Origin of the sequence: Achromobacter insuavis, assembly GCF_902859645.1 — a bacterium.
Classification (GTDB): Bacteria; Pseudomonadota; Gammaproteobacteria; order Burkholderiales; family Burkholderiaceae_B; genus Achromobacter; species Achromobacter insuavis.
In genome coordinates, this window is sequence record NZ_CADIJR010000058.1 from 1 (window position 1) to 21,896 (window position 21,896).

Annotated in this window: 21 protein-coding genes; 11 read left to right on the forward strand and 10 right to left on the reverse strand. The window is 68.5% G+C overall.

All coding sequences use genetic code 11. The annotated features are described in order from the left end of the window. Positions 1-618, forward strand: a 618-nt coding sequence (locus tag H0523_RS23315) for a beta-propeller fold lactonase family protein (protein ID WP_180180156.1), incomplete at its 5' end; no start/stop codon positions are given. 16 nt (positions 619-634) lie between these two features. Beyond that, on the forward strand, positions 635-1,546 hold the full coding sequence (locus H0523_RS23320) for an NAD-dependent epimerase/dehydratase family protein (RefSeq protein WP_054431686.1): 912 nt from the start codon (positions 635-637) through the stop codon (positions 1,544-1,546). A 21-nt stretch (positions 1,547-1,567) separates the two neighbouring features. On the opposite strand, the gene H0523_RS23325 is transcribed toward H0523_RS23320, so the two are convergent. The 6 genes from H0523_RS23325 to H0523_RS23350 all read right to left on the reverse strand — a co-directional run bounded on the left by H0523_RS23325 (position 1,568) and on the right by H0523_RS23350 (position 8,242). Further along, on the reverse strand, positions 1,568-2,587 hold the full coding sequence (locus tag H0523_RS23325) for a LacI family DNA-binding transcriptional regulator (RefSeq protein WP_054431687.1): 1,020 nt from the start codon (positions 2,585-2,587) through the stop codon (positions 1,568-1,570). 13 nt (positions 2,588-2,600) lie between these two features. After that, complete coding sequence (locus tag H0523_RS23330; RefSeq protein ID WP_054431688.1) at positions 2,601-2,975, reverse strand: tautomerase family protein; 375 nt, start codon at positions 2,973-2,975, stop codon at positions 2,601-2,603. A 156-nt stretch (positions 2,976-3,131) separates the two neighbouring features. Continuing rightward, positions 3,132-4,421, reverse strand: coding sequence for a quaternary amine ABC transporter ATP-binding protein (locus H0523_RS23335; RefSeq protein WP_054431689.1), 1,290 nt, complete (start codon positions 4,419-4,421; stop codon positions 3,132-3,134). Then, positions 4,418-5,275 carry an ABC transporter permease gene (locus H0523_RS23340; RefSeq protein ID WP_054431690.1) on the reverse strand — a complete coding sequence of 286 codons (858 nt, stop codon included), beginning with the start codon at positions 5,273-5,275 and terminating at the stop codon, positions 4,418-4,420. The genes H0523_RS23335 and H0523_RS23340 overlap by 4 nt, the downstream gene beginning before the upstream one ends. Positions 5,276-5,552: 277 nt before the next feature. After that, positions 5,553-6,554 carry an ABC transporter substrate-binding protein gene (locus tag H0523_RS23345; protein WP_054431691.1) on the reverse strand — a complete coding sequence of 334 codons (1,002 nt, stop codon included), beginning with the start codon at positions 6,552-6,554 and terminating at the stop codon, positions 5,553-5,555. A gap of 416 nt (positions 6,555-6,970) precedes the next feature. Beyond that, positions 6,971-8,242 (reverse strand): class I SAM-dependent methyltransferase, encoded by a 1,272-nt coding sequence (locus H0523_RS23350; protein WP_156333148.1) that lies wholly within the window; start codon positions 8,240-8,242, stop codon positions 6,971-6,973. 211 nt (positions 8,243-8,453) lie between these two features. On the opposite strand from H0523_RS23350, the gene H0523_RS23355 reads away from it, so the two are divergent. From H0523_RS23355 to H0523_RS23380, 6 genes are all read left to right on the forward strand, one after another. Further along, on the forward strand, positions 8,454-9,602 hold the full coding sequence (locus H0523_RS23355) for a Bcr/CflA family multidrug efflux MFS transporter (protein ID WP_054431693.1): 1,149 nt from the start codon (positions 8,454-8,456) through the stop codon (positions 9,600-9,602). 438 nt (positions 9,603-10,040) lie between these two features. Further along, positions 10,041-10,277 carry a 50S ribosomal protein L28 gene (gene rpmB, locus H0523_RS23360; RefSeq protein WP_006390601.1) on the forward strand — a complete coding sequence of 79 codons (237 nt, stop codon included), beginning with the start codon at positions 10,041-10,043 and terminating at the stop codon, positions 10,275-10,277. Between the two features lie 37 nt (positions 10,278-10,314). Next, positions 10,315-10,482: a 50S ribosomal protein L33 gene (rpmG, locus tag H0523_RS23365; protein WP_003810296.1), complete on the forward strand. Its 168-nt coding sequence runs from the start codon at positions 10,315-10,317 to the stop codon at positions 10,480-10,482. Between the two features lie 219 nt (positions 10,483-10,701). Further along, positions 10,702-11,931: an ABC transporter substrate-binding protein gene (locus H0523_RS23370; RefSeq protein ID WP_082404518.1), complete on the forward strand. Its 1,230-nt coding sequence runs from the start codon at positions 10,702-10,704 to the stop codon at positions 11,929-11,931. After that, positions 11,931-13,808: an ABC transporter permease gene (locus tag H0523_RS23375; RefSeq protein WP_054431694.1), complete on the forward strand. Its 1,878-nt coding sequence runs from the start codon at positions 11,931-11,933 to the stop codon at positions 13,806-13,808. Before H0523_RS23370 ends, H0523_RS23375 begins: the two co-directional genes overlap by 1 nt. Continuing rightward, entirely contained in the window at positions 13,805-14,566 is a 762-nt protein-coding gene (locus H0523_RS23380; protein WP_054431695.1) for an ABC transporter ATP-binding protein, read from the forward strand. Before H0523_RS23375 ends, H0523_RS23380 begins: the two co-directional genes overlap by 4 nt. A gap of 7 nt (positions 14,567-14,573) precedes the next feature. On the opposite strand, the gene H0523_RS23385 is transcribed toward H0523_RS23380, so the two are convergent. The 4 genes from H0523_RS23385 to H0523_RS23400 all read right to left on the reverse strand — a co-directional run bounded on the left by H0523_RS23385 (position 14,574) and on the right by H0523_RS23400 (position 19,086). After that, complete coding sequence (locus H0523_RS23385; protein ID WP_054431696.1) at positions 14,574-16,358, reverse strand: SulP family inorganic anion transporter; 1,785 nt, start codon at positions 16,356-16,358, stop codon at positions 14,574-14,576. Between the two features lie 37 nt (positions 16,359-16,395). Next, on the reverse strand, positions 16,396-17,268 hold the full coding sequence (locus H0523_RS23390) for a phosphonopyruvate hydrolase (RefSeq protein WP_054431697.1): 873 nt from the start codon (positions 17,266-17,268) through the stop codon (positions 16,396-16,398). A 95-nt stretch (positions 17,269-17,363) separates the two neighbouring features. Beyond that, positions 17,364-17,912 carry a hemerythrin domain-containing protein gene (locus H0523_RS23395; RefSeq protein WP_054431698.1) on the reverse strand — a complete coding sequence of 183 codons (549 nt, stop codon included), beginning with the start codon at positions 17,910-17,912 and terminating at the stop codon, positions 17,364-17,366. A 16-nt stretch (positions 17,913-17,928) separates the two neighbouring features. After that, complete coding sequence (locus H0523_RS23400) at positions 17,929-19,086, reverse strand: D-alanyl-D-alanine carboxypeptidase family protein (protein WP_082380543.1); 1,158 nt, start codon at positions 19,084-19,086, stop codon at positions 17,929-17,931. 400 nt (positions 19,087-19,486) lie between these two features. Between H0523_RS23400 and H0523_RS23405 the strand changes: the two genes are divergently transcribed. The 3 genes from H0523_RS23405 to H0523_RS23415 all read left to right on the forward strand — a co-directional run bounded on the left by H0523_RS23405 (position 19,487) and on the right by H0523_RS23415 (position 21,890). Beyond that, complete coding sequence (locus H0523_RS23405) at positions 19,487-19,945, forward strand: HU family DNA-binding protein (protein ID WP_006385647.1); 459 nt, start codon at positions 19,487-19,489, stop codon at positions 19,943-19,945. Between the two features lie 182 nt (positions 19,946-20,127). Continuing rightward, positions 20,128-20,640, forward strand: a complete 513-nt coding sequence (locus tag H0523_RS23410; RefSeq protein ID WP_054431699.1) for a MarR family winged helix-turn-helix transcriptional regulator — start codon at positions 20,128-20,130, stop codon at positions 20,638-20,640. Between the two features lie 35 nt (positions 20,641-20,675). Then, positions 20,676-21,890: an MFS transporter gene (locus H0523_RS23415; RefSeq protein WP_054431700.1), complete on the forward strand. Its 1,215-nt coding sequence runs from the start codon at positions 20,676-20,678 to the stop codon at positions 21,888-21,890. Positions 21,891-21,896 lie beyond the last annotated feature (6 nt).

Here is a 21,896-nt window from a genome sequence, read left to right on the forward strand (position 1 = left end):
CGCCAGGAAGGACCGCACGTGCACTACGCCGCGCCCAGCGGCGACGGCGCGCGGGTCTACCTGTGCGACCTGGGCACCGACACCATCGCCTGCCACCGCGTGCTGCCCGACGGCCTCGACCCGGCGCCGGCGCGGGAACTGCGCACGCGGCCCGGCGCCGGACCGCGCCACCTGGCCCTGACGGCCGATGGCGCGCACGCGGCGGTGGTCGAGGAGCTCTCGAACACCGTGGCCATCCATGCGCTCGACGAGCCGGCCGGCGAACTGGCGCGCGCCAGCACGCTGCCGCGCGGCTGGCGCGGCGCCAACACCGCCTCCGCCGTGCGCCTGCATCCCGATGGTGAATGGCTCTACGCCGCCAACCGCGGCCACGACAGCGTGGCCGTCTACCGCCTGCACCGCGTCGCCCCCTGGCTCGACCTCGTCGGTTTCATCGACATCGGCGGCCGCGCGCCGCGCGACATTGCCTTCACGCCCGATGGCGAATTCCTGCTGCTGGCCGCCCAGGACGACCACCTCCTTCGCGCCGTGCGCATCGATCCGGCGACCGGCCTGGCGCGCTCGCACGGCGCCCCCCACCCGCTGCGCTCGCCCGCCTGCCTGTGCCCCCTGCCTTGAACCGGAAGCATCCACCGTGACCTCTATCCTGCCCCCCGCCCGTATCATCGTCACCGGCGCCACCGGCCAGCTCGGCCGCAAGGCCCTGGCCATCCTGGCGCGCCAGCCCTGGTGCGAACACCTGGTCGGCATCGACCTGCACGCGGACGCCAGCGTCTTCAGCCCGGAACTGCGCGACCGCCTGACCCTGGTGGCCGCCGACCTGCAACGGCCCGATCCCGGCTGGACCCGCCACTTCGCCGGCGCCGACGCCGTGCTGCACCTGGCGGCGCGCCACTCGACGCCCGACGCCAGCTGGGAGGAAGCCCTGGGTTCCTACGACATGACGCTGAACGTGCTGACCGCCGCCGCCACGCAAGGCGTGCGCCGGCTGGTGTTCTCGTCATCCAACCACGCCATGGGCGGCTACAAGGACCTGCCGCTGGCCGCCGCCATCGGACCCGGCAAGCTCACCGCCGAGACCGAGCCCGCGCCCGGCACGCGCTGGTTCGACGGCGAACGCGAGGTGCACTCGCTGGCCTACGGCACGTCCAAGGTGATGGGCGAACGCCTGTGCCGCGCCTACTCGGCGGTCACGCAGGGCCGGCTGTCCACCGTGATCGCGCGCATCGGCTGGATCCTGCCGGGCGACAACGACCCGCGCGACATGACCTACTCCGGCGTGGCGCATCCGCGCGCGCCAGTCCCTGACGCCCACGACGAACCCGCCCGCCGCGCGCTGGCCTGGTTCCACGACATGTGGCTGTCGAATGAGGATCTCGAACGCCTGCTGATCGCGGCGCTGACGGCGGACGCGTCGCGCTGGTCCGACGGCAGCGTCACGGTCAACGGCGTCTCGGCCAACCAGGGCAGCGCCTGGAACGTGGCCGACGCCCGCGACAGCATCGGCTATGCGCCGCAGGATGACGTGCGAAAGCGCCTGCGCTGAGGGCCGGCGCGCGCGCCGCGCTCAGCCGGGCGGGCGGGTCGAATCCCGCACCACCAGCTCGTAGCCAAGCGTGCGCACCCGCGCCTGCGGTTCGCGCGAGGCCAACTGCTCGACCGCCGCGTAGGCCATCTCGCGGATGGGCTGGCGCAGCGTGGTCAGCTTGGGCCAGGTCTGGCGCGACAGCGGCGTGTCGTCGTAGCCCGCCACCGACAATTCCTGCGGCACCCTGAGGCCGCGCACATGCGCGACATACAGCACGCCGGCCGCCATGTCGTCGTTGGCCGCGAAGATCGCGGTCGGACGCTGCGCGCGCTCAAGCAGCCGCTGGCCGCACTGCACCCCGGAATCGAACGAATGCAGGCCCTGCTCGACCAGCGTCGGGTCGTAGGCGACGCCCTGTTCCGCCAGCGCGTCGCGGTAGCCGTGCAGGCGCTCGCCCACCGCGCCGTGGTCGGGATGGCCGGCCACGAAGCCGATGCGGCGATGGCCCAGGTCCAGCAGGTAACGGGTCATGTCGCGCGCCGCGGCGCGATCGTCGGTGCTGACTTCCAGTCCGCGCGCGCTGGGCGATCCCGGCGCCAGCCGCACATAAGGCACGTCGCCATCGTCCAGCGCCGCGATCAGCGCGCGCACGTCGGACAACGGCGGCGTCAGCACCAGCCCGGCGCAGGCATGCTGCCGCGCCGCCTGAACGATCTGCGCGGCCAGGTCGGGCGCGCGGTAGTCGCAGGGATGCAGCAGCAGGCTGTAGAAATAGCGCTTGCAAGCGTCGAGCGCGCCGTGCTGGATGTTGATCAGGTAGTTGTCGCTGGGATTGTCGTAGACCAGCATGATCAGGTCCGAGCGCTTGCTGGCCAGCCGGCGCGCGGACGGATTGGGCTGGTACTTGAGCAAGGCGATCGCGGCCATGACCTTGGCGCGGGTCTTCTCGCTGGTGTTCGGCTCGTTGTTCAACACCCGCGAGACGGTCTTGATCGACACCCCCGCTTCGGCCGCCACGTCGTCGACGGTGACGGAGCCCTTGTCCTTGCCGATCGCCATGCCGGAGCCCCGCTCAGCGGCCCGCGGCCTTGGCGCTCAGGCCGTTGGCCACGCCCATGTCGGTCTTGGGCACGTCGCGGATCAGCACCCGCACGTCTTCGCCCGAAATGCCGATGCTGTCGCACACGGCCCGGTTCAACGCCGCGATCAGCGCCGACTTCTTGGCTTCGTCGCGGCCCTCGATCAGCGCGGCGTCGACGCGCGCCATGGCCTTGCCGATCTCGCCCGCCACGATCACGTGTTCAGCGGGGATTTCCTGCAGCACGATGCGCACGCTGGACAGCGGCGCGGCGATGCTTTCCACGACCGCCTGCGAGGCCGCCTGCAGCAAGGCGGTCTTCTGGGCGGCCGAATGGCCCTGCATGATCTGGACATTCAAGATTGGCATGACGGATTCCGATATTCCGAATAGTGGCACGCCGGCAGTCGGCGCCGGCCAGCCATCATATCCGGACTGGCCCCGGGCGCAAGCCTGGCCGCGCCGGGACCGCATCGTCATGACGGGCGGCAGCCGCCGCCCGTCCGCCTGACGGCAACCTGGACGTCAGGCCGCCTCGCCCCGCTGCGCGGGTTGCGGCTGGCCCTGCAGTTCGGCCTCCTGCGCCGCCTGGCCGCCCTCGGCGGCGACCGTGGCGGACTCGTCCGTCGGCGCCGTCTCGGCCAGCACCGGCGTCACCAGTTCGACCACCTTCTTGCGCGACAGCATGCCGATGAACTCGTCGTTCTCGCCCGTCACCGCCACCGGCTGGTCGCTGTGCACCAGCTGCGCCAGCACCTCGCCCAGGCCGGCCGTGGCCGGCACCGAGGCCAGGTCCTCGACGAAGCGCGACACGTCGCGCCCGCCTTCACGCACCGCCTGCTCGGCCGCCACCAGCGTCAGCACGCCGGCCAGCCGCTTGCCGTCCAGCACAGGCGCGTACTCGTAGTTCAGCGCCCGCATGCGGTCGACCGAGTGGGCCGGCCGCGAACGCATGGTCAGCGTCAGGCGCGCCGGATTGACGGCGTGGGTCGCGTTCAGCACCTTGGTGCGGTTCACGTCCTGCAGGAACGACTGCACGTAATCGTTGGCGGGGTTCAGCAGGATGTCTTCCGGCGTGCCTTCCTGCACCAGCTCGCCGTCCTTCAGGATGGCGATGCGGTTGCCCAGGCGCAGCGCCTCGTCCAGGTCATGGGTGATGAAGACGATGGTCTTGTTGAGCTTGGACTGCAATTGCAGCAGCTGGTCCTGCATCTCGCGGCGGATCAGCGGATCGAGCGCCGAGAAGGCCTCGTCCATCAGCAGGATCTCGGCATCGGTGGCCAGCGCCCGCGCCAGGCCGACGCGCTGCTGCATGCCGCCCGACAACTGGTGCGGATACTGCTGCTCGAAGCCCGACAGGCCGACCTGCTCCAGCCATTCGCGGGCTCGCTGCTCGCGCTCGGCGCGGCCCACGCCCTGCACGGCCAGGCCGTAGGCGGCGTTGTCCAGCACGGTGCGGTGCGGGAACAGGCCGAAGCGCTGGAACACCATGCTCATCTTCTTCTGGCGGAAGGTCTCCAGGTCGCGCTTGTTCAGGCTGACCACGTCGACGCCGTCGACCAGGATGTGGCCGGCGCTGGGCTCGATCAGGCGGTTGAAGTGGCGGATCAGCGTCGACTTGCCGGACCCCGACAGGCCCATGATGACGTAGATGCTGCCCTCTTCGATCGACAGGCTGATGTCGCGCAGGCCCAGCGTGTGGCCGCTTTCGGCCAGCAGCGCTTCCTTGCTCATGCCGCCCTGCGCGGCTTCCAGCCACTTCTTCGGATGCGGCCCGAAAATCTTGTAGATGTTCTTGACTTCGATCTTGCTCATCGCTGGCCTCCCATGCGCATGCGCTGTCCATACGATTGCGTGATCCGGTCGAACAGCACGGCCAGCACCACGATGCCCAGGCCCGCCAGCAGGCCGCGGCCCACTTCCAGGCGGTTGATGCCGAGCAGCACTTCATACCCCAGGCCGCGCGCGCCGATCATGGAGGCGATCACCACCATCGACAGCGCCATCATCGTGGTCTGGTTGATGCCGGCCATGATGTTGGGCAGGGCCAGCGGCAATTGCACGCCGAACAGCTGCTGGCGCGGATTGGCGCCGAACGCGCGCGACGCTTCCAGCACCTCGCGGTCGACCAGGCGGATGCCCAGGTCGGTCAGGCGGATCAGCGGCGGCACGGCGTAGATCACGGTGGCGATGATGGCGGGGATCTTGCCCAGGCCGAACAGCATCACGACCGGAATCAGGTACACGAAGCTGGGCATGGTCTGCATCACGTCCAGCACCGGCAGCATGACCGAGCGCAGCCAGTTGACGCGCGCCATCAGCACGCCCAGCGGAATGCCGATGACCACCGACAGCCCGGCCGCCATGATCATCAGCGCCAGCGTCTGCATGCCGGCGTCCCACAGGCCGAGCACGCCGATGACGCACAGCAGCGCGCCCATGGCCAGGCTCAGGCCGATGCGGCGGCTGACCAGCCAGGCGATGGCGATGGTGACGCCGACCACGGCCCACCAGGGCGAGCTGCGCAGCACCTGCTCCAGCCACACCAGCGCATGCAGCACGGGCTGGGACAGCGTCTCCAGGGTATCGGCGTAGTTGGTGACCAGATGATCGACGAATCCGTCGATGGCCCCCCGCACCTGACGGGCGGGAATGATTTCAGGAAACATGTATTGACTCCATTTCAGCGCATTCGCCACGCGCCGCGCCCACGGCATCCGGCTCGGAGGCCGGGCCGGCTTCCCGCGCGCGAAGCCGGCGGCGGCGATGGCGAAATACGCTTACAGTCCGGCGCGGGAGCAAGGCATCCCGCGCATTGCCCGCGTGGCGGGCAGTCCGCCTGCCGGAGGGCTTTTTCCCCTTGGGGTCATCCCAAGGGGAAAAAGTCCAACCCGGCGGTCCGTCCCGGCCAGCCGGAACGGACCGCCGCCGGAAAGGCGGCGGGGGTTACAGCGCGCTTTGCACGCGCCCGGCGACGTCGGCGGGGACCCACTTGGTCCAGACGTCGGGCTTGTTTTTCAGGAACCACTTGGCCACGGCGCCGGACTCGTCACCGGTTTCTTCCATGTGGGCCAGGGTTTCGTTCATCACGGGCAGCGGCACCGAGACCTTCGACAGGAATTCGGTCAGCACCGGCGCTTCCTGCGAGAACTTGGTGTTCACCGCGGTGAAGACGGGATTGTCGGGATAGGCGCTGGGCTCGGGCTTGGCGCACTTGGGCGACGTCAGGCACTTGTGCTTGTCGGCGTCGTAGGGCGGCATTTCCAGCTTGACCAGGTCCATGGCGCCGACCAGCGGCGTGGGCGACCAGTAGTAGAAGACCACGTTCTGCTTGCGCTTGTAGGCCGACATCAGGGCCGCCTTCTGCGCCGCGCCGGTGCCCGGCGAGTACAGCGTGTAGGAATCGTCCAGCTTGAGGGCGTGGAACAGGTTGGTGCTGGTGACTTCGCAGCCCCAGCCCGCCGGGCAGCCGTAGAAACGGCCCTTGCCGGGTTCCTCGGGGTCCTTGAACTTGTCCTTGAACTTCGGCAGGTCGGCCGCGGACTTCAGTTCGGGCAGGCGCTCGGCGGTGTAGCGCGGGATGTACCAGGCTTCGCCGCCCATGTAGAGATCGCCGATCCGCTTGACGCGGCCGGTCTTTTCGGCGCGTTCCCAGGGGTCGGCGACGCTGTTCAGCCAGATCTCGGTGTTGATGTCCAGGTCACCGCGCTCGAGCGCGGCCAGGGCCGGCAAGGTCTCGGTGGGCAGGGTTTCGGTCTTGCAACCATAGCCCTTTTCCATGATGAAACGTTCGACATCGACCAGGACCAGGTTGGATTCCCAGTTCATGGCGCCGAAATTGATCGGACGCTTGAGTTCGCATTGCGGCGCATCGGCGGCTTGGGCCGATCCGGCGAAGGCAAACAAGACGGCCGCGGCGGCCAGGGTCTTGACGGGGGTGAAACGCATTGGCTTTTGCCTCCATAGGTTCAGGGACACGGCGGCGCTGGTCCAGCCGTGCCATGGAGCTAAGGGGGTTGTGCGGAAGACGGGCAGAACCGCCAATACAAACCGACACTAGCAACAAGAGGATCCGCAGGGTGCGGAGTCTTGCAAGACAGGAGCCTCAAAAACAGAGTTTTCGAGAACCCACAGATAGTGAACAAACTGAAAGAAGAAGCCAGCATCTTAACCGAAATTAATGCATGACCCAAGCCCACCCCTGAACGAATCAGATACATTCACGCCGAAAACCGTGCGGAAAAACCCTTATTCCCAAGAGGCGATTCCCCGTTTTCCCCTGGGGAATCGCCTCCCGAAAATGTAGATACATTTAGTTAATATTTTGTTCGTATAAATACATTTAATGGTCCCGAAACCCGGTTTCAGGGCTTCGGATCGGGGTCCCGGTACATGTAATCGCGTCGCCACGGGTAGGCCAGGTCGGGCGGATTGTCGAGTTCATCCGGACGCCCCGTGGCCGGGTGTTGGCCCACGATCTGGTGCAGCGCGATCCAGCCGTGCTCGAAGCCCATGGCGCAACCCGCCAGGTAGAGCCGATAGGCGCGCAGCGAGCGCTCCCCCTGCTCGCCGCCCAGGATCCGCGCGGCCTCGGCCAGGTTGGCCTCGAGCGCGTCGCTCCAGGCCCACAGGGTCCGGGCGTAGTGCGGTCGCAGGTTTTCGACGTCCACCTCTTCCAGGCCGCCGTTGGTCATGGCCTCCATGACGACGCTGATGTGGGTCAGCTCGCCCCCAGGGAAGATGTACTTCTCGATGAATTCGCCCATGCCGCTGCCCAGCTCGGCGTTGTAAACGCCGGCCGCGGTGATGCCGTGGTTCATGATCAGCCCGCCCGGCTTGAGCAGCCGGCGCAGCTTGGCGAAATAGCCTTCCAGCTGGGCCCGGCCGACGTGCTCGAACATGCCGACCGAGGCGATCTTGTCGTAGGGCGCGGCCTCGTCGAGCTTGCGGTAGTCCAGCAGCTCCACGCGCACGCGCTCGCCCAGGCCCTTTTCCTGGATCAGCCTGCTGACGTGCGCATGCTGGTTGCGCGACAGCGTGATGCCGGTGGCGTCGACGCCATAGTGCTCGGCCGCCCACAGCAACAGCCCGCCCCAGCCCGCGCCCACGTCGAGAAAGCGCTCGCCCGGCCGCAGCCGCAGCTTGCGGCAGATGTGGTCGAGCTTGGCTTCCTGGGCCTGCGCCAGGTTCATGCCCGGCTCGCGGTAATAGGCGCAGGAATAGACCCGGCGCGGATCCAGCCACAGGGCATAGAAATCGTCGGACAGGTCGTAATGGAATTCGATCTGGCGGGCGTCGCGCTCCACCGAGTGACGCCACACCGACATCACCTTGCGCACCAGCTCGGTCAGCCAGCCGCCGCGCGCCGCGTCCACCGGTGAACCCGGCAGCAGCGCCGCGGCCGCCGCCATCACATCGCGCATCGACCCTTCGATGTCGATGCGGCCTTCGACGTAGTCCTGCCCCAGCACGCCGACGGCGCCCTCGGCCAGGTGGGCCAGCGCGGTCTTGTCATGCGTCACGAACCGCACCCGGGGATCCGGCGGCCCGACCACGGTGCCATCGGGCAACACCAGCTGGACAGTGACGGGCAAGGCCTGGAGCTTGCGTTCCACAACAGACAACAAAGGACTCACAGCATCTCCTCTGGAATACGTACGGACACGGACAGACTGTATCGGAAATCACTTGCAATTTGCGTGTAAGGCAGTGCGTGATACAGTCTTTGGCTTGGTGCAAAACGCGCAATGCAGCGCGACGCGCCCTGTCCCTTGCGCGAGCCCCCTCGCGGTCCACATGCCCCCTACCCTTTCTTCCCGCGGCGCGCTGCCGGGCTGGCTCATTCTCATGGGCGCCCTGACGGCGATCGGTCCTTTCGCCATCGACATGTACCTGCCGGCGTTCCCGACGATCGCCGCCAACCTGGGCGTGCCGCGCGGCGATGTCGAGCGCACGCTGGCCGCTTACCTGATCGGCCTGGCGCTGGCGCAGGTGTTCTATGGCCCGATGGCCGACCGCTTCGGCCGCAAGCCGCCGCTGCTGGTGGGCCTGACGCTCTTCATGATCGCGTCGCTGGGCTGCGCCCTGGCCGGCTCGGTCGAGGCGCTGACCGGCTGGCGCGTGGTGCAGGCGATGGGCGGCGCGGCCGGCATCGTGATTCCGCGCGCCGTCATCCGCGACCATTACGAAACCCACGAAGCGGCGCGCGCCATGTCGCTGCTGATGCTGATCATGGGCCTGGCGCCGATCCTCGCGCCGCTGGCCGGCGGACAACTGCTGGGCATCGCCAGCTGGCGCAGCCTGTTCTGGGTGATGCTGGCCGGCGGCGCCATGCTGATGACGGCCGTCGTGCTCATCATGAAGGAATCGCTGACGCCCGAGCGGGTCGTGCCGCTGCGCTGGCAGACCATCGTGCAGAACTACCGCGCCCTGTTCGCGCACCGCGGCTTCATGGCGCACAGCCTGGCCGGCGGCTTCGGCCAGGCCGGCATGTTCGCCTACATCATCGGCTCGCCGCGGGTGTTCATCGAACTGTACGGCGTCGACCCCAAGTATTACGGGCTGCTGTTCGGCACCAACGCGCTGTCGCTCATCATCTGCTCGCAGATCAGCGCCCGCCTGCTGCGCACCCACACCCCGCGCCAGCTGCAACGCCGCGCCCTGACTGCGCTGGCCTGCGCCAGCCTGGCGGCGGTGGCGCTGACGCTCGTGGGCTGGATGACGCTGCCGCTGCTGATGGCCTGCCTGATCTGCTACATGGGCAGCCAGGGTTTCGTGAACCCCAACTCGGCGGCGCTGGCGCTGTCCGACCAGGGCAAGCGCCTGGGCGCGGCCTCGGCGCTATTGGGGACGCTTCAACTGTCGTGCGGCGCGCTGGCCGGTTTCGCCGTCAGCGCCTGGCAGACCGACAGCGCCCTGCCCCTGACGACCACGCTGGCGACCTGCGCCTGCCTGTCCTGGCTGTCGGGCCGCGTGGCGCAATCGCACCCGGTCTGAATGCAGGGACACAAGGTATCGGCGGCCGCGCCGCCGCCCGCCGGTGGAGCATGCCCGCTGCTATCAAGCCGGCGGGCGCCGTCCGGACGCGTCCATCGCGGCAGGAAAGCCACGCCTTTCCCTGCGCCGCGCCCCTGGCACTTGATTTATCTCGATTTTTCGTATTAGAATCTACGTCTTCACATGAAGTTTCCCGTGCTGGACTACTATGCTTTGTAGTTCAACACTCTGACCCCCAAGCGCATTTTTGCGGATGGCAGGCAGCGGGTATAAGCACTGGGCGGGATCCCCGATTCCCCCTCATCCACTAAGACTGGGTGGCCGGCAAGATGGCAAGACCTCGTGGCAAGACCACGACGATCCACGCCTCTGATACAGCCCGGCGGCTGAAACCCTGTCTACCCCCCGGCGATGCGCAAGAATAAATGAGGTGCATCCATGGCACGCGTATGCCAAGTGACCGGCAAAGGCCCGATGGTGGGCAACAACGTTTCGCACGCGAACAACAAGACCAAGCGTCGCTTCCTGCCCAACCTGCAATCGCGCCGGTTCTGGGTTGAAAGCGAAAACCGCTGGGTGCGCCTGCGCGTCTCGGCCAAGGCCATCCGCACGATCGACAAGAACGGCATCGACGCCGTGCTGGCCGACATGCGTGCCCGCGGCGAACTGGCCTAATCGGCCCCCCGCCAATCTGACATACTAGGAGCACGACATGGCCAAAGGTATCCGCGAAAAGATCAAGCTCGAGTCGACTGCCGGCACGGGTCATTTCTACACGACCACCAAGAACAAGCGCAACATGCCCGAGAAGATGCTGATCAAGAAGTTTGATCCGGTCGCTCGCAAGCACGTTGACTACAAGGAAACCAAGCTGAAGTAATTCGGCCGGTCTCCGGAAAGTCGAAAAAGCCCTGCCCTCGCAGGGCTTTTTTCATTGCTGGGCCCTGCATCGCAGGGTCTTCTCACGTTGGCGGACGGACCCGTCCCCCGCCGTTTTCCTTGGCGCTCGGACGCCGCGCATGCTTCAATTGGGCCGCAACAGCAATCGTCCCCTACAAGGCCCGGCTCCGGCCGGACCTTCTTGCCTGCGATATCCGCCATGCTCCGTCCCTGCCTGACCCTGCTGCGCCGCGCGCTCGCTCCCGCGCTACTGGCCCTGGTGCTGACTCCCGTCGCGTCCGCCAAGGACGCCAAAGACAAGGAACCGCCGATCCGCATCGGCGAGATCAACAGCTACAAGGCGATTCCGGCCTTCCTCGGTCCGTACAAGAAAGGCTGGCAACTGGCGCAGGAAGAGATCAACGCCGCCGGCGGCGTACTCGGCCGCAAGCTCGAGGTGATCTCGCGCGACGACAACGGCAACCCCGGCGACTCGGTGCGCGCCGCCCAGGAACTGCTGGCGCGCGAAAAGGTCGACCTGCTGTTCGGCGGCTTCCTGTCCAACACCGGGCTGGCGCTGACCGACTTCGCCAAGCAGCAACAGGTGTTCTTCCTGGCCGCCGAGCCGCTGACCGACAAGATCACCTGGCAGGAAGGCAACCGCTACACGTACCGCCTGCGGCCGTCCACCTGGATGCACGTGGCTGCGCTGGCGCCCAAGGCGCTGGCCCTGCGCAAGAAGCGCTGGGCCATCGTCTACCCCAACTACGAATACGGACAATCGGCGGTGGCCACCTTCAAGGCCATGATGAAGTCGTTCCAGTCCGACGTCGAATTCGTCGCCGAGCAGGCCGTGCCGCTGGGCAAGGTCGACGCCGGCGCGGTGGTGCAGGCGCTGGCCGACGCCAAGCCGGACGCCATCTTCAACGTGCTGTTCGCCGCCGACCTGACCCGCTTCGTGCGCGAGGGCAACACCCGCGGCCTGTTCGAGAACCGCGCCGTGGTCTCGGTGCTGTCCGGCGAACCGGAATACCTGGAACCGCTGGGCGCCGACACGCCGTCGGGCTGGATCGTCACCGGCTACCCCTGGTACGCCATCGACACCCCGGCCAACAAGACCTTCGTCGAGGCCTACCGCAAGCGCTACAACGAGACGCCCAAGGTCGGCTCGGTGGTCGGCTACGCCTCGCTGATGTCGATCGCCCAGGGCCTGAAGGCTGCCGGCGAAGTCGACACCGAAAAGCTGGTCGACGCCTTCGCCGGGCTGAAAGTGGATACGCCCTACGGCCCGATCCAGTACCGCAAGATCGACCACCAGTCGACCATGGGCGTCTACATCGGCGTCACCGCGGTCGAGGACGGCAAGGGCATCATGAAGGACTTCGCCTACATCGACGGCGCGCGCCTGCAGCCGCCGGATGAACAAGTGCGCAAGATGCGTCCGCACTGATGAGCCTGTCGGGGCTGCTGTCGCAGCTGCTCAACGGCCTGGCGGACGCCAGCGCGCTGTTCCTGGTGGCCGCCGGCCTGTCGCTGATCTTCGGCGTCACGCGCGTCGTCAACTTCGCGCACGGCTCCTTCTACATGCTGGGGATCTACCTGGCCTGGAGCTTCACCCACTATTTCGGCGACGGACCGGGTTACTGGGCCGGCCTGCTGCTGGCGGCGCTGGCCACCGGCCTGATCGGCGCCGCCGCCGAACTGCTGGTGCTCAAGCGGCTGTATCGCGCGCCGGAACTGTTCCAGCTGCTGGCGACCTTCGCGCTGGTGCTCATCATCGGCGACGCCGCCTTGGCGATCTGGGGTCCGGAAGACCTGTTTGCGGCCCGCGCGCCCGGCCTGTCGGGCGCGGTCGAGATCCTGGGCCGGCGCTTTCCCCAATATGACCTGCTGCTGATCGTGGCCGGCCCGGTGGTGCTGGGCCTGCTGTGGCTGCTGCTGATGCGCACCCGCTGGGGCCGGCTGCTGCGCGCCGCCGCCGAGAACCGCGACATGCTGGCCGCGCTCGGCGTCAACCAGGCCTGGCTGTTCACCTCGGCCTTCACGCTGGGCGCGTTCCTGGCCGGGCTGGGCGGCGCGCTGGCCGCGCCGCGCGTGCCCGCCACGCTCGGGCTCGACCTGGAGATCATCGCCAGCGCCTTCGTGGTCGTCGTAGTAGGCGGCCTGGGCTCGATCCCCGGCGCCTTCCTGGCCGCGGTGCTGATCTGCTGCGTCAAGGCCGTCTTCGTCTTCCTGGGCCAGGTGCAAATCGGCCCCTGGCTGTTCAACCTGTCCAAGCTCACGCTGCTGGCCGAATTCGCCGTCATGGCGGTGGTGCTGGTGGCGCGGCCGTGGGGCCTGCTGGGCCGGGCGCCGGCGCCCTCCTCGCACGCGCTGGCGGCCGAGGCGCCCATCGCCCCCGCCGGCCGCCGCCTGCGGCTGGCCTATGGCGCGTTGCTGGCGCTGCTGCTCCTGGCGCCGCTGGCGGCGGCGCAATGGCCCTATCTGGGCATCCTGCTGACCGAAGTGCTGATCGCCGCCCTGTTCGCCGCCAGCCTGCATTTCCTGACCGGCCTGGCGGGCATGACCAGCTTCGGCCACGCCGCCTGGTTCGGCCTGGGCGCCTATGGCGCCGCGCTGCTGCTGAAGCTGGCGGCGCTGCCGATGGAAGCCGCCTTGCTGCTCGGGCCGCTGGCCGCCGGACTCGGCGCCGTGGTGTTCGGCTGGTTCTGCGTGCGGCTGTCCGGCGTGTACCTGGCGATGCTGACCCTGGCGGTGGCGCAGATCCTGTGGGCGCTGGCCTATCAATGGGACGACGTCACCGGCGGCAGCAACGGCCTGATCGGCCTGTGGCCGTCGCGCTGGCTGACGCAGGGGCCCTGGTTCTACTACCTGACGCTGGCGCTGTGCGCGCTCGGCATCGCCTGGCTGCGGCGTCTGGCGTTCTCGCCGCTGGGCTACGCGCTGCGCGGCGCGCGCGATTCGGCCCTGCGGGCCGAGGCGCTGGGCATGGACACGCGGCGCATCCAGTGGGTCGGTTTCGTGGCCGCCTCGCTGGCCGCGGGCCTGGCCGGATCGCTGTACGCGTTCTCCAAAGGCAGCATCGCCCCCGACGTGCTCGGCGTGAGTCGGTCGGTGGACGGCCTGGTGATGGTGCTGCTGGGAGGCCTGCAGACGCTGGCCGGCCCGCTGGTCGGCGCGGCGGCCTACACCTGGCTGCAGGATGCCGCGGCGCGCAGCACCGACTACTGGCACGCGGTGCTGGGGCTCGCCATCCTGGCGCTGGTGATGGTGTTTCCCGCAGGCCTGGCGGGCGCCGCGGCGCGCGGGGCGCGGAGGCGCGCATGACCACGGCCGACGCCTTGCTGCGGGTCCAGGGGCTGCGCAAATCGTTCGGCGGCATCGACGCGCTGGCGGACGTCTCGTTCCAGCTCGAGGCCGGCCACATGCTGGCGCTGATCGGTCCGAACGGCGCCGGCAAGTCCACCTGCTTCAACGTGCTGGGCGGCCAGCTGCGGCCCGACGCCGGCTCCGTGCGCCTGGATGGACGCGAGCTGGTGGGCCTGCCGGCCGGCAAGATCTGCCGCCTGGGCGTCGGCCGCACCTTCCAGACCGCCGCCACCTTCCGCTCGATGACGGTGCTGGAAAACGTGCAGACCGCCCTGCTGTCGCGCGACCGCCTGCTGCTGCGCCCCTGGCGCCGCGCCGCCTCGCACCGCCCCGACGAAGCCATGGCGCTGCTGCAACAGGTACGGATGGCCACCCAGGCCGGCGCGCACTGCGGCGCGCTGGCCTACGGCGACGTCAAGCGGGTCGAGCTGGCCATGGCGCTGGCGCACCGGCCTAAGCTGCTGCTGATGGACGAACCCACCGCCGGCATGGCCACCAACGAACGCCATGCGCTCATGCGCCTGACGCGCGAGCTGGCCGATACGCAGCGCATGGCGGTGCTGTTCACCGAGCACAGCCTGGACGTGGTGTTCAAGCATGCCGACCGCATCGCCGTGCTGGTGCGCGGCAGCCTGCTGGCCGAAGGCCCGCCGGACCGGATCGCGGCCGACGCGCGCGTCCAGGCCGCCTACCTGGGCACCGACGCCCCGGGCTGAGACCGGCTCAGTGGCCGGCCTGCGGGCTCTCGGGCTGGCATTCCCAGAACACCCTGGCCTGGCAGCCGGCGCAGATGCCCCGGTCGAGCCGGGCGTAAATCGTGTGCAGCGCGGTCGCCTTGTCGGGGAACACGTGGTCCGCGCCCAGCCGCTCCAGGAAGCCGGTGCGGCGCCACATCGCCAGCACCTCGGGGCGCGGCCGGTGGAAGTAGAGGTCGCCGCCCATGGCGCGGCGCGCCACCAGTTCGTCCTCCCAGACCTGGGCGCCGGCCAGGTCGATGAAATTCATGCTCTTGGCCATCACCAGCAAATGACGCGGCGCCGCCGCGCCCTCGCGCAGGTCCTGCAGGCGCTGCGCCACGTGTGCGGCGGCGCCGAAATACACCGACCCTTCCATGCGCAGCAGCTTGAGCTGGGGGCATTCCGGCAATGCCTCGGGCTGCTGCGCCAGCACCACGAAACGGCGGTCCAGCCCGCGCGAATCGAAGCCCATGGTGCGCATCGCCGGCCGCGAGGTGCGGTGCAGGTACGCCATCAGCGACAGCACCGTGCCCAGCAGGATCGCGACCTCCATGCGGATCGTCACGGTGGCCGCCAGCGTGGCCGCGGCGATCGCGCTTTCCCCGGGCTGGGTGCGGATCAGCTGGCGCCAGCGCGGCACGTCCAGCAGGGTCCAGGCCACCAGCAGCAGCAGGCCCGCGATGGCCGCGTGCGGGATCCGCGCCAGCAAGGGGCCGCTCAGCGCCACCAGCGCCATCAGCAGCAACGCCGAGAACACCGCCGCCAGCGGCGTCTTCGCGCCCGCCTCGTAGTTGGGAATGGAGCGGTTGAGCGAACCGCAGGACAGATAACAGGAAAAGAAGCCGCCGACCACGTTGGACAGGCCCTGCCCGACGAATTCACGATTGGCGTCGATGCGCTGGCCCGAGCGCGTCGCCACCGCCTTGGCGATGGAAATGGACTGCGCCAGCGCCACGATGGTCAGCGCGAACGCCAGGCTGAGCAGATCGGGCAAGGCGCGCCAATCGACGCTGGGCACATGGAAGGGCGGCCACGGCTGCGCGAGGTCGCCCAGAAGCGGCACCGGCGTGGCGCCCAAGCGATCCGCCGCCGCGTTGAACGCCGCCGCGGCCAGCGCCCCCGCCGCCAGCCCGGCCAGCATATAGGGCTTGCGCTTGTCGAGCCGCTTGAGCAACAGGGCCGAAGCCAGGGTCACCGCCGTCACCAGCAGCGCGCCCGCCTGCAATTGGTCCCAATGGCCAGCCAGGCTGGCCAGCAAGGCGCCGGCGCCATGCGAGTCCGGCGCCGGCAGGCCCAGGGCATCCTTGAGCGCATGCACCGCGATCAGCAGGGCCGCGCCGCTGGTGAAGCCAAATAGCGCCGACGGCGAAATGAAGTGCGCCAGCGAGCCCAGCCGCAGCGCGCCCACCAGCCATTGCATCAGCCCGACCAACACCGTCACCGCCAGCGCCAGCTCGATGTAGCCCGGGCTGCCCGCCACCGCCAGCGGCGTCAGCACGGCGAACAGCGCCAGCGAATTGGCATTGGTGGGGCCGGACATGACATGGCGGCTGGAGCCGAACAGCGCCGCCACGATACAGGGCACGATGGCCGAATACAGGCCGTATTGCGCCGGCAGCCCGGCCAGCGTGGCGAAGGCCACGCCCTGCGGCAGCACCAACAGCGCGCCCAGCAGCCCGGCCGCCAGGTCCGCGCGCAGGGTCGCGGGGCCGACTTCCGGCACCCAATCGCCAAACACCCGCGCCAACCCCGCTTTGCTTCCCGCCGCCATCGCTCCCCTGCCCCGTCTTTTTGATATTCCCGCGCGCTCAGCGCAGGAACCTGCGTTCCAGCTCGCGCATGTCCGCATCGCCCTGCAGGCCGATGATATCGCGCACCGTCGGCAGGCCGGCATCGACGGCATGGATGCCGCCCTCGGCGCGGATGCGGGCGAAGATCTCGCGCATCGCGCCCACGGCCGCGCGGATCGCATGATTGCCGTAGATCACCAGGCCCACCTTGCCCAGCGCCTGGATGTCGCGCTCGCGCAGTTGCGGATAGGCGGTCGGCACCAGCACCAGCGGCACGCCGCCAGACCAGGCCGCGATGAAGGCCAGCACCTCGTCGGGCGTGGCCTGTTTGGAATGGATCAGGATGGCGTCGGCGCCGGCCGCTTCGTAGGCCGCGGCGCGGGCCAGGGCCTCGGCCTGCCCCAGGCCGGCGATCAGGGTCTCGGTGCGGGCGATGACGCAGAAATCGGGATCGCGGCGGGCGGCGCAAGCCGCCTCGATCTTGCCCTGGAATTCCTCGACGCGCACTAGTTCCTGGCGGCCGTCGGCGCGCAGGCTGGTGTCCTTGGGGAAGGTCTTGTCTTCCATCACGACCGCCGACACGCCCGCGGCCTCGTATTGCGGCACGACGTAGGAGACGTTGATGGCGTTGCCGAACCCGGTGTCGATATCGGCGATGACCGGCACGTCGACCGTGGCGGCGATGGCGCGCATCATGTCCAGGTGCAGGCCGGCAGACAGGATGTTGGCGTCCGGCACCGCATAGCTGGCCGACAGTTCGAAGCCGCTGCCCCAGATCGCATCGAATCCGGCTTCGGCCGCCAGCCGGGCGGACAGCGGATTGTGCGCCGACATGGCGTGCATCAAGGCGGGATCCTGCAGTTTCCGGCGAAAGCGGGTGTTGCGGTGCATGGCGTGGCGGTTCGAGATCCGGCGCGGATTGCCCCGGCTGCGATCATTTAACACTAAAAGAAAGCGGCTGGCGGCCGCCCGGCGCGCGACGACATTCAGCCGGCCTCGCCGCCGCGCCGCGCCTTCATCGCCCGGCTGATCGCGGCCAGCGCATCATCATCGATCAGGCGCGCGGCCAGCGGCAGCAACTCGTCCTCTTCGCGCTGGATATGCGCCGCATAGGCCGCCGCGAACGCCTCCACCTGCGCCGCCGGCAACACCGCGGGATGGCCCGCCGCGATCTCGTCCAGGATTTGCCGCAACGGCGCCCACAGCGCCGCCAGCCGCGCGTGATCGGCAATCAGCCCATCGACCAGCGCATGCAGGCAGACGGCGTCGGAACCCGCCATGGACTCGATCAGGGCCGGGAACAGGTCCTCTTCCTCGTCCTCGTGGTGATGGATCGCGGCCGTCTGGAAATAGCGCGCGACGCCCGCCGCCGCGACCTGGGCGGCGGCGTCGCTGCCATGCGTCGGCAGATGCGCGGCCAGGCGCCGCAAGGTGGCGCATTGCCGCGCAATGCGCCCATGACAGGCCGACAGCAGCCCGAGGGGATCATCGGGGGTCGGCGCCGCGGCCGGCCCGCCCGGAAAACTCACCGCCATGTCCCCTCCCGTCAAATCAGGAATGCCCGCGCCACCACAGGCGGATGGAATCCCAGGCGCGGCCGGCGAATCCGGCTTCGGCCACCGGCTCCAGCGCCACCACCGGGAACTGCATGGCCGGCTTGCCGTCGACCATCACGCGCAGCGAACCGACCGTGGCCTGGGCCGCGATCGGCGCCACCAGCGGGTCCTGCGGCGCCCAGACCGGCTCGACCTTGGCGCCGGCCGGCACCGTGACGTAGGCGTCGCGCGCGAAGCCGGCCTTGAGCGTGTCGGCCTGCCCCTTCCAGACCTCGGGCGTGGCCACCGCCTGGCCCTTTGCATATAACTTGATGGTATTGAACCCCTGGAAGCCCCATTCCAGCAACTCGCGGCTTTCCTGGGTGCGCAGCTTGTCCGAGGCCGTGCCCACCACCACCGTGATCAGGCGCCGCTGGTCGCGGCCGTTGGGCCGATGCGCGGTGGCCACGATGCAGTAGCCAGCCGCCTCCGTATGGCCGGTCTTCAGGCCGTCGACGCTGGGATCGAGCCACAGCAGCCGGTTGCGGTTGGGCTGGGTGATGTTGTTGTAGGTGAAGGTCTTGGCCGAATCGTAGGTCTTGTACAGCTCGGGGTAATCGCGGATGAAGCGCGTGGCCAGGATCGACAGATCGCTGACGGTGGAATACGTGCCCGGGTCCGGCAGCCCGTGGGGACTGGCGAAGCGCGTGCCGTGCAGGCCCAGTTGCGCGGCGGTGTCGTTCATGCGCGCCACGAACGCCTCGACGCTGCCCGACACCGCTTCGGCCAGCGCGATCGCCGCGTCGTTGCCGGACTGGATCATCAGGCCGCGCAGCAGCTGGTCCACCGACACCTTGGAGCCCGGCTCCAGGAACATCTTGGAGCTGCCCGGCGGCACCTTCCAGGCGCGCGTCGAGATGGTCACCTTCTGGTCCGGCGACAACTCCTTGTTGTGGATGGCGCTGAACACCACGTACGCCGTCATGATCTTGGTCAGCGAGGCCGGCTCGATCCGGGCGGTGGCGGCGTGCGAGGCGATCACCTGGCCGCTGGTCTCGTCCAGCAGCAACCAGGCCTTGGCGGACAGGTCGGGCTGGGGCATCGATTGCGCCAGGGCGCCTGACATACATGCGGTCGCAACGAGCAGGCTCGCCGCCAACTTCTTCATCAACATAGGGTGCTTCACTTCCATGCGGGGTAAGGATGGCACGCGGGCCAGCGCATGCAGGCCGCCCGCGGCCGCCTGCATGCGCCCGCCGACGCGCGGCGCGAAGCATTGGAACACGCCAGCCCCGGATGGTTCAAAAGTCCCTTGCGAAAGCACTTTCGCGCGACACGCGGCAACGCCGCGCAGCGCTTTCGCGGCACTGAAAAAATCGCAGTGATTGTCACTGCATTTTGCAGAACCCCTTGCAGAAGGGGTTTTTCTGCCTGGAAAACAACAAAGATTGCGCGAAAGGCCTTGCGAAAGCGGCTACAACCGCCACTCTTCCGCTATCATCGGGCGCGTAGTGCTAAACGCCGATACCCGGCGCGCGCGCTGCCCCAATGTCCTCAACATACGGATTTTGACCATGGCCACGAAAGCTAAAGCTCCTGCCAAGAAAGTCACCAAGCCCGCCGCCAAGGCGCCCGCAAAGAAGGCTACCGCCGCCAAACCCGCTGTGAAGCCCGCAGCCAAGAAGGTCGTCGCCGCCAAGAAGGTCGCTGCCGCCCCCAAGGCTATCAAGGCTGCTCTGAACAAGACCCAGCTGATCGCCTACATCGTCGAGCAGTCCGGCGTCGAAGCCAAGTCGGTCAAGGCCGTCCTGGCCAGCCTGGAAACCTCGGTGCTGAGCTCCGTGGACAAGAAGGGCGCTGGCGAATTCACGCTGCCCGGCCTGTTCAAGGTTGCCGTGCAGAAGGTTCCCGCCAAGGCCAAGCGCTTCGGCAAGGATCCGTTCACCGGTGAAGAGCGCTGGTTCCCCGCCAAGCCGGCTTCGGTCAAGGTGAAGGTTCGCCCGCTCAAGAAGCTGAAGGACGCCGCGCAGTAATTCCGCACGGTTATCCGGTCAAGCCGGAAAGGGCCTGCCCCGCAAGGGGCGGGCCCTTTCTTTTTTTTGCGCGCCCGTGCTTCCTGGCTCGGTCCGCGCCGGCCGGCGGGCGCGCCTTGCATGATCCCGGGCCGGCCTGCTAGAATTTATCTTTACGTCAAGATACTTTATATAAAAACATCATGAACGATCTGGTCGACTTGGTGCTGTCGCAGTGGGAGCAGGAATGCCCCAACCTGGACATCTCGCCGATGAGCGTCCTCAGCCGCGTGTTCCGCTTCCACGCCTTCGCCGCGCGCGACGTCGGCCAGGCATTCAAGCGCCACAACCTGCACCAGGGCGAATTCGACGTGCTCGCGACCCTGTACCGCACCGGCGCGCCGCACGCCATGAATCCGCAGAAGCTGGTCGCGGCGCTGCTGCTGACCTCGGGCGCCATGACCAACCGGCTGGACCGCCTGGAACAGGCCGGCCTGCTGGCGCGCACGCCGAACCCCGATGATCGCCGCGGCGTCATCGTGGCGCTGACCCCCGAAGGCCTGCGCGTCATCAAGCAGGTGCTCAAGGATTACCTGCGCGAACTCGAAGCGCTGCTCGCCCCCCTCAATGCCGCCGAACGCCGCCAGATGGCCGGCCTGCTGAAGAAACTGCTGATCCCGCACGACCAGGAAACGCCCGGCGGCATCGCCGCCTGAGCCCTTCCCCCGCCACTCCCGACTCCCCGCCTCACATGAACGCCGCTCCCGCCCAACCCGCCCCGCTCACCGCGCCCGTCATCCTGCTGATGTCCGTGGCCACCGGCCTGGCGGTCGCCAGCAACTATTACGCGCAGCCGCTGCTGCACACCATCAGCCAGCAGTTCACGCTGTCCAACGCCACCGCCGGCAGCATCGTCATGATCGCGCAGCTGAGCTACGCGCTCGGCCTGATCCTGCTGGTGCCGCTGGGCGACCTGTTCGAGCGCCGCGGCCTGATCGTGCTGATGACCCTGCTGTCGTCCGGCGGCCTGCTGGTATCGGCCTTCGCCCGCAACATCCAGATGCTGATGCTGGGCACCGCGGTGACCGGCATGCTGTCGGTGGTGGCGCAGGTGCTGGTGCCGTTCGCGGCCACCCTGGCGGCGCCGCACGAGCGCGGCAAGGCGGTCGGCACCGTCATGAGCGGCCTGTTGCTGGGCATCCTGCTGGCCCGCACCGCGGCCGGCGTGCTGGCCGACCTGGGCAGCTGGCGCACCGTCTACTGGGTCGCCGCGATCCTGATGCTGGCCATGTCCGCCGCGCTCTGGAAGGTGCTGCCGCGCCACAAGAGCCAGGCCGCCATGAGCTACCCGCGCCTGCTCGGCTCGATCTTCCGCCTGTTCGCCGAGGAACCGCTGCTGCGCGGCCGTTCGCTGCTGGGCGGCCTGCTGTTCGCCGCCTTCAGCATGCTGTGGACGCCGCTGACCTTCCTGCTGTCGGGACCGGACTACGGCTTCAACAACACCACCATCGGCCTGTTCGGGCTGGCCGGCGCCGCTGGCGCCTATGCCGCCAACCGCTTCGGCCGCCTGGCCGACCGCGGCCTGGGCAACCAGGCCACCCGCATCGGCCTCTTGCTGCTGCTGGCTTCCTGGGGGCTGATGGCCTTCGGCCAGGCCTCGGTCATCGCGCTACTGGTCGGCATCCTGATCCAGGACCTGGCGATCCAGGGCGTCCATGTCACCAATACCAGCTCGCTCTACCGCACCCGGCCCGAGGCCCGCAGCCGCCTGACGGCCGGTTACATGACCAGCTACTTCATCGGCGGGGCGACCGGATCGCTGGTATCGTCCTGGCTTTACTCCCATTACGGCTGGCCCGGCGTGGTCACCGCGGGCGCGGTTCTGGGGGCCATAACCCTGGCTTACGGCATGCTGGGGGCCAGTGCCCGCATCCCGGAAATCGCCCCGTCCCCTATCCGCGCCTAGCACCTC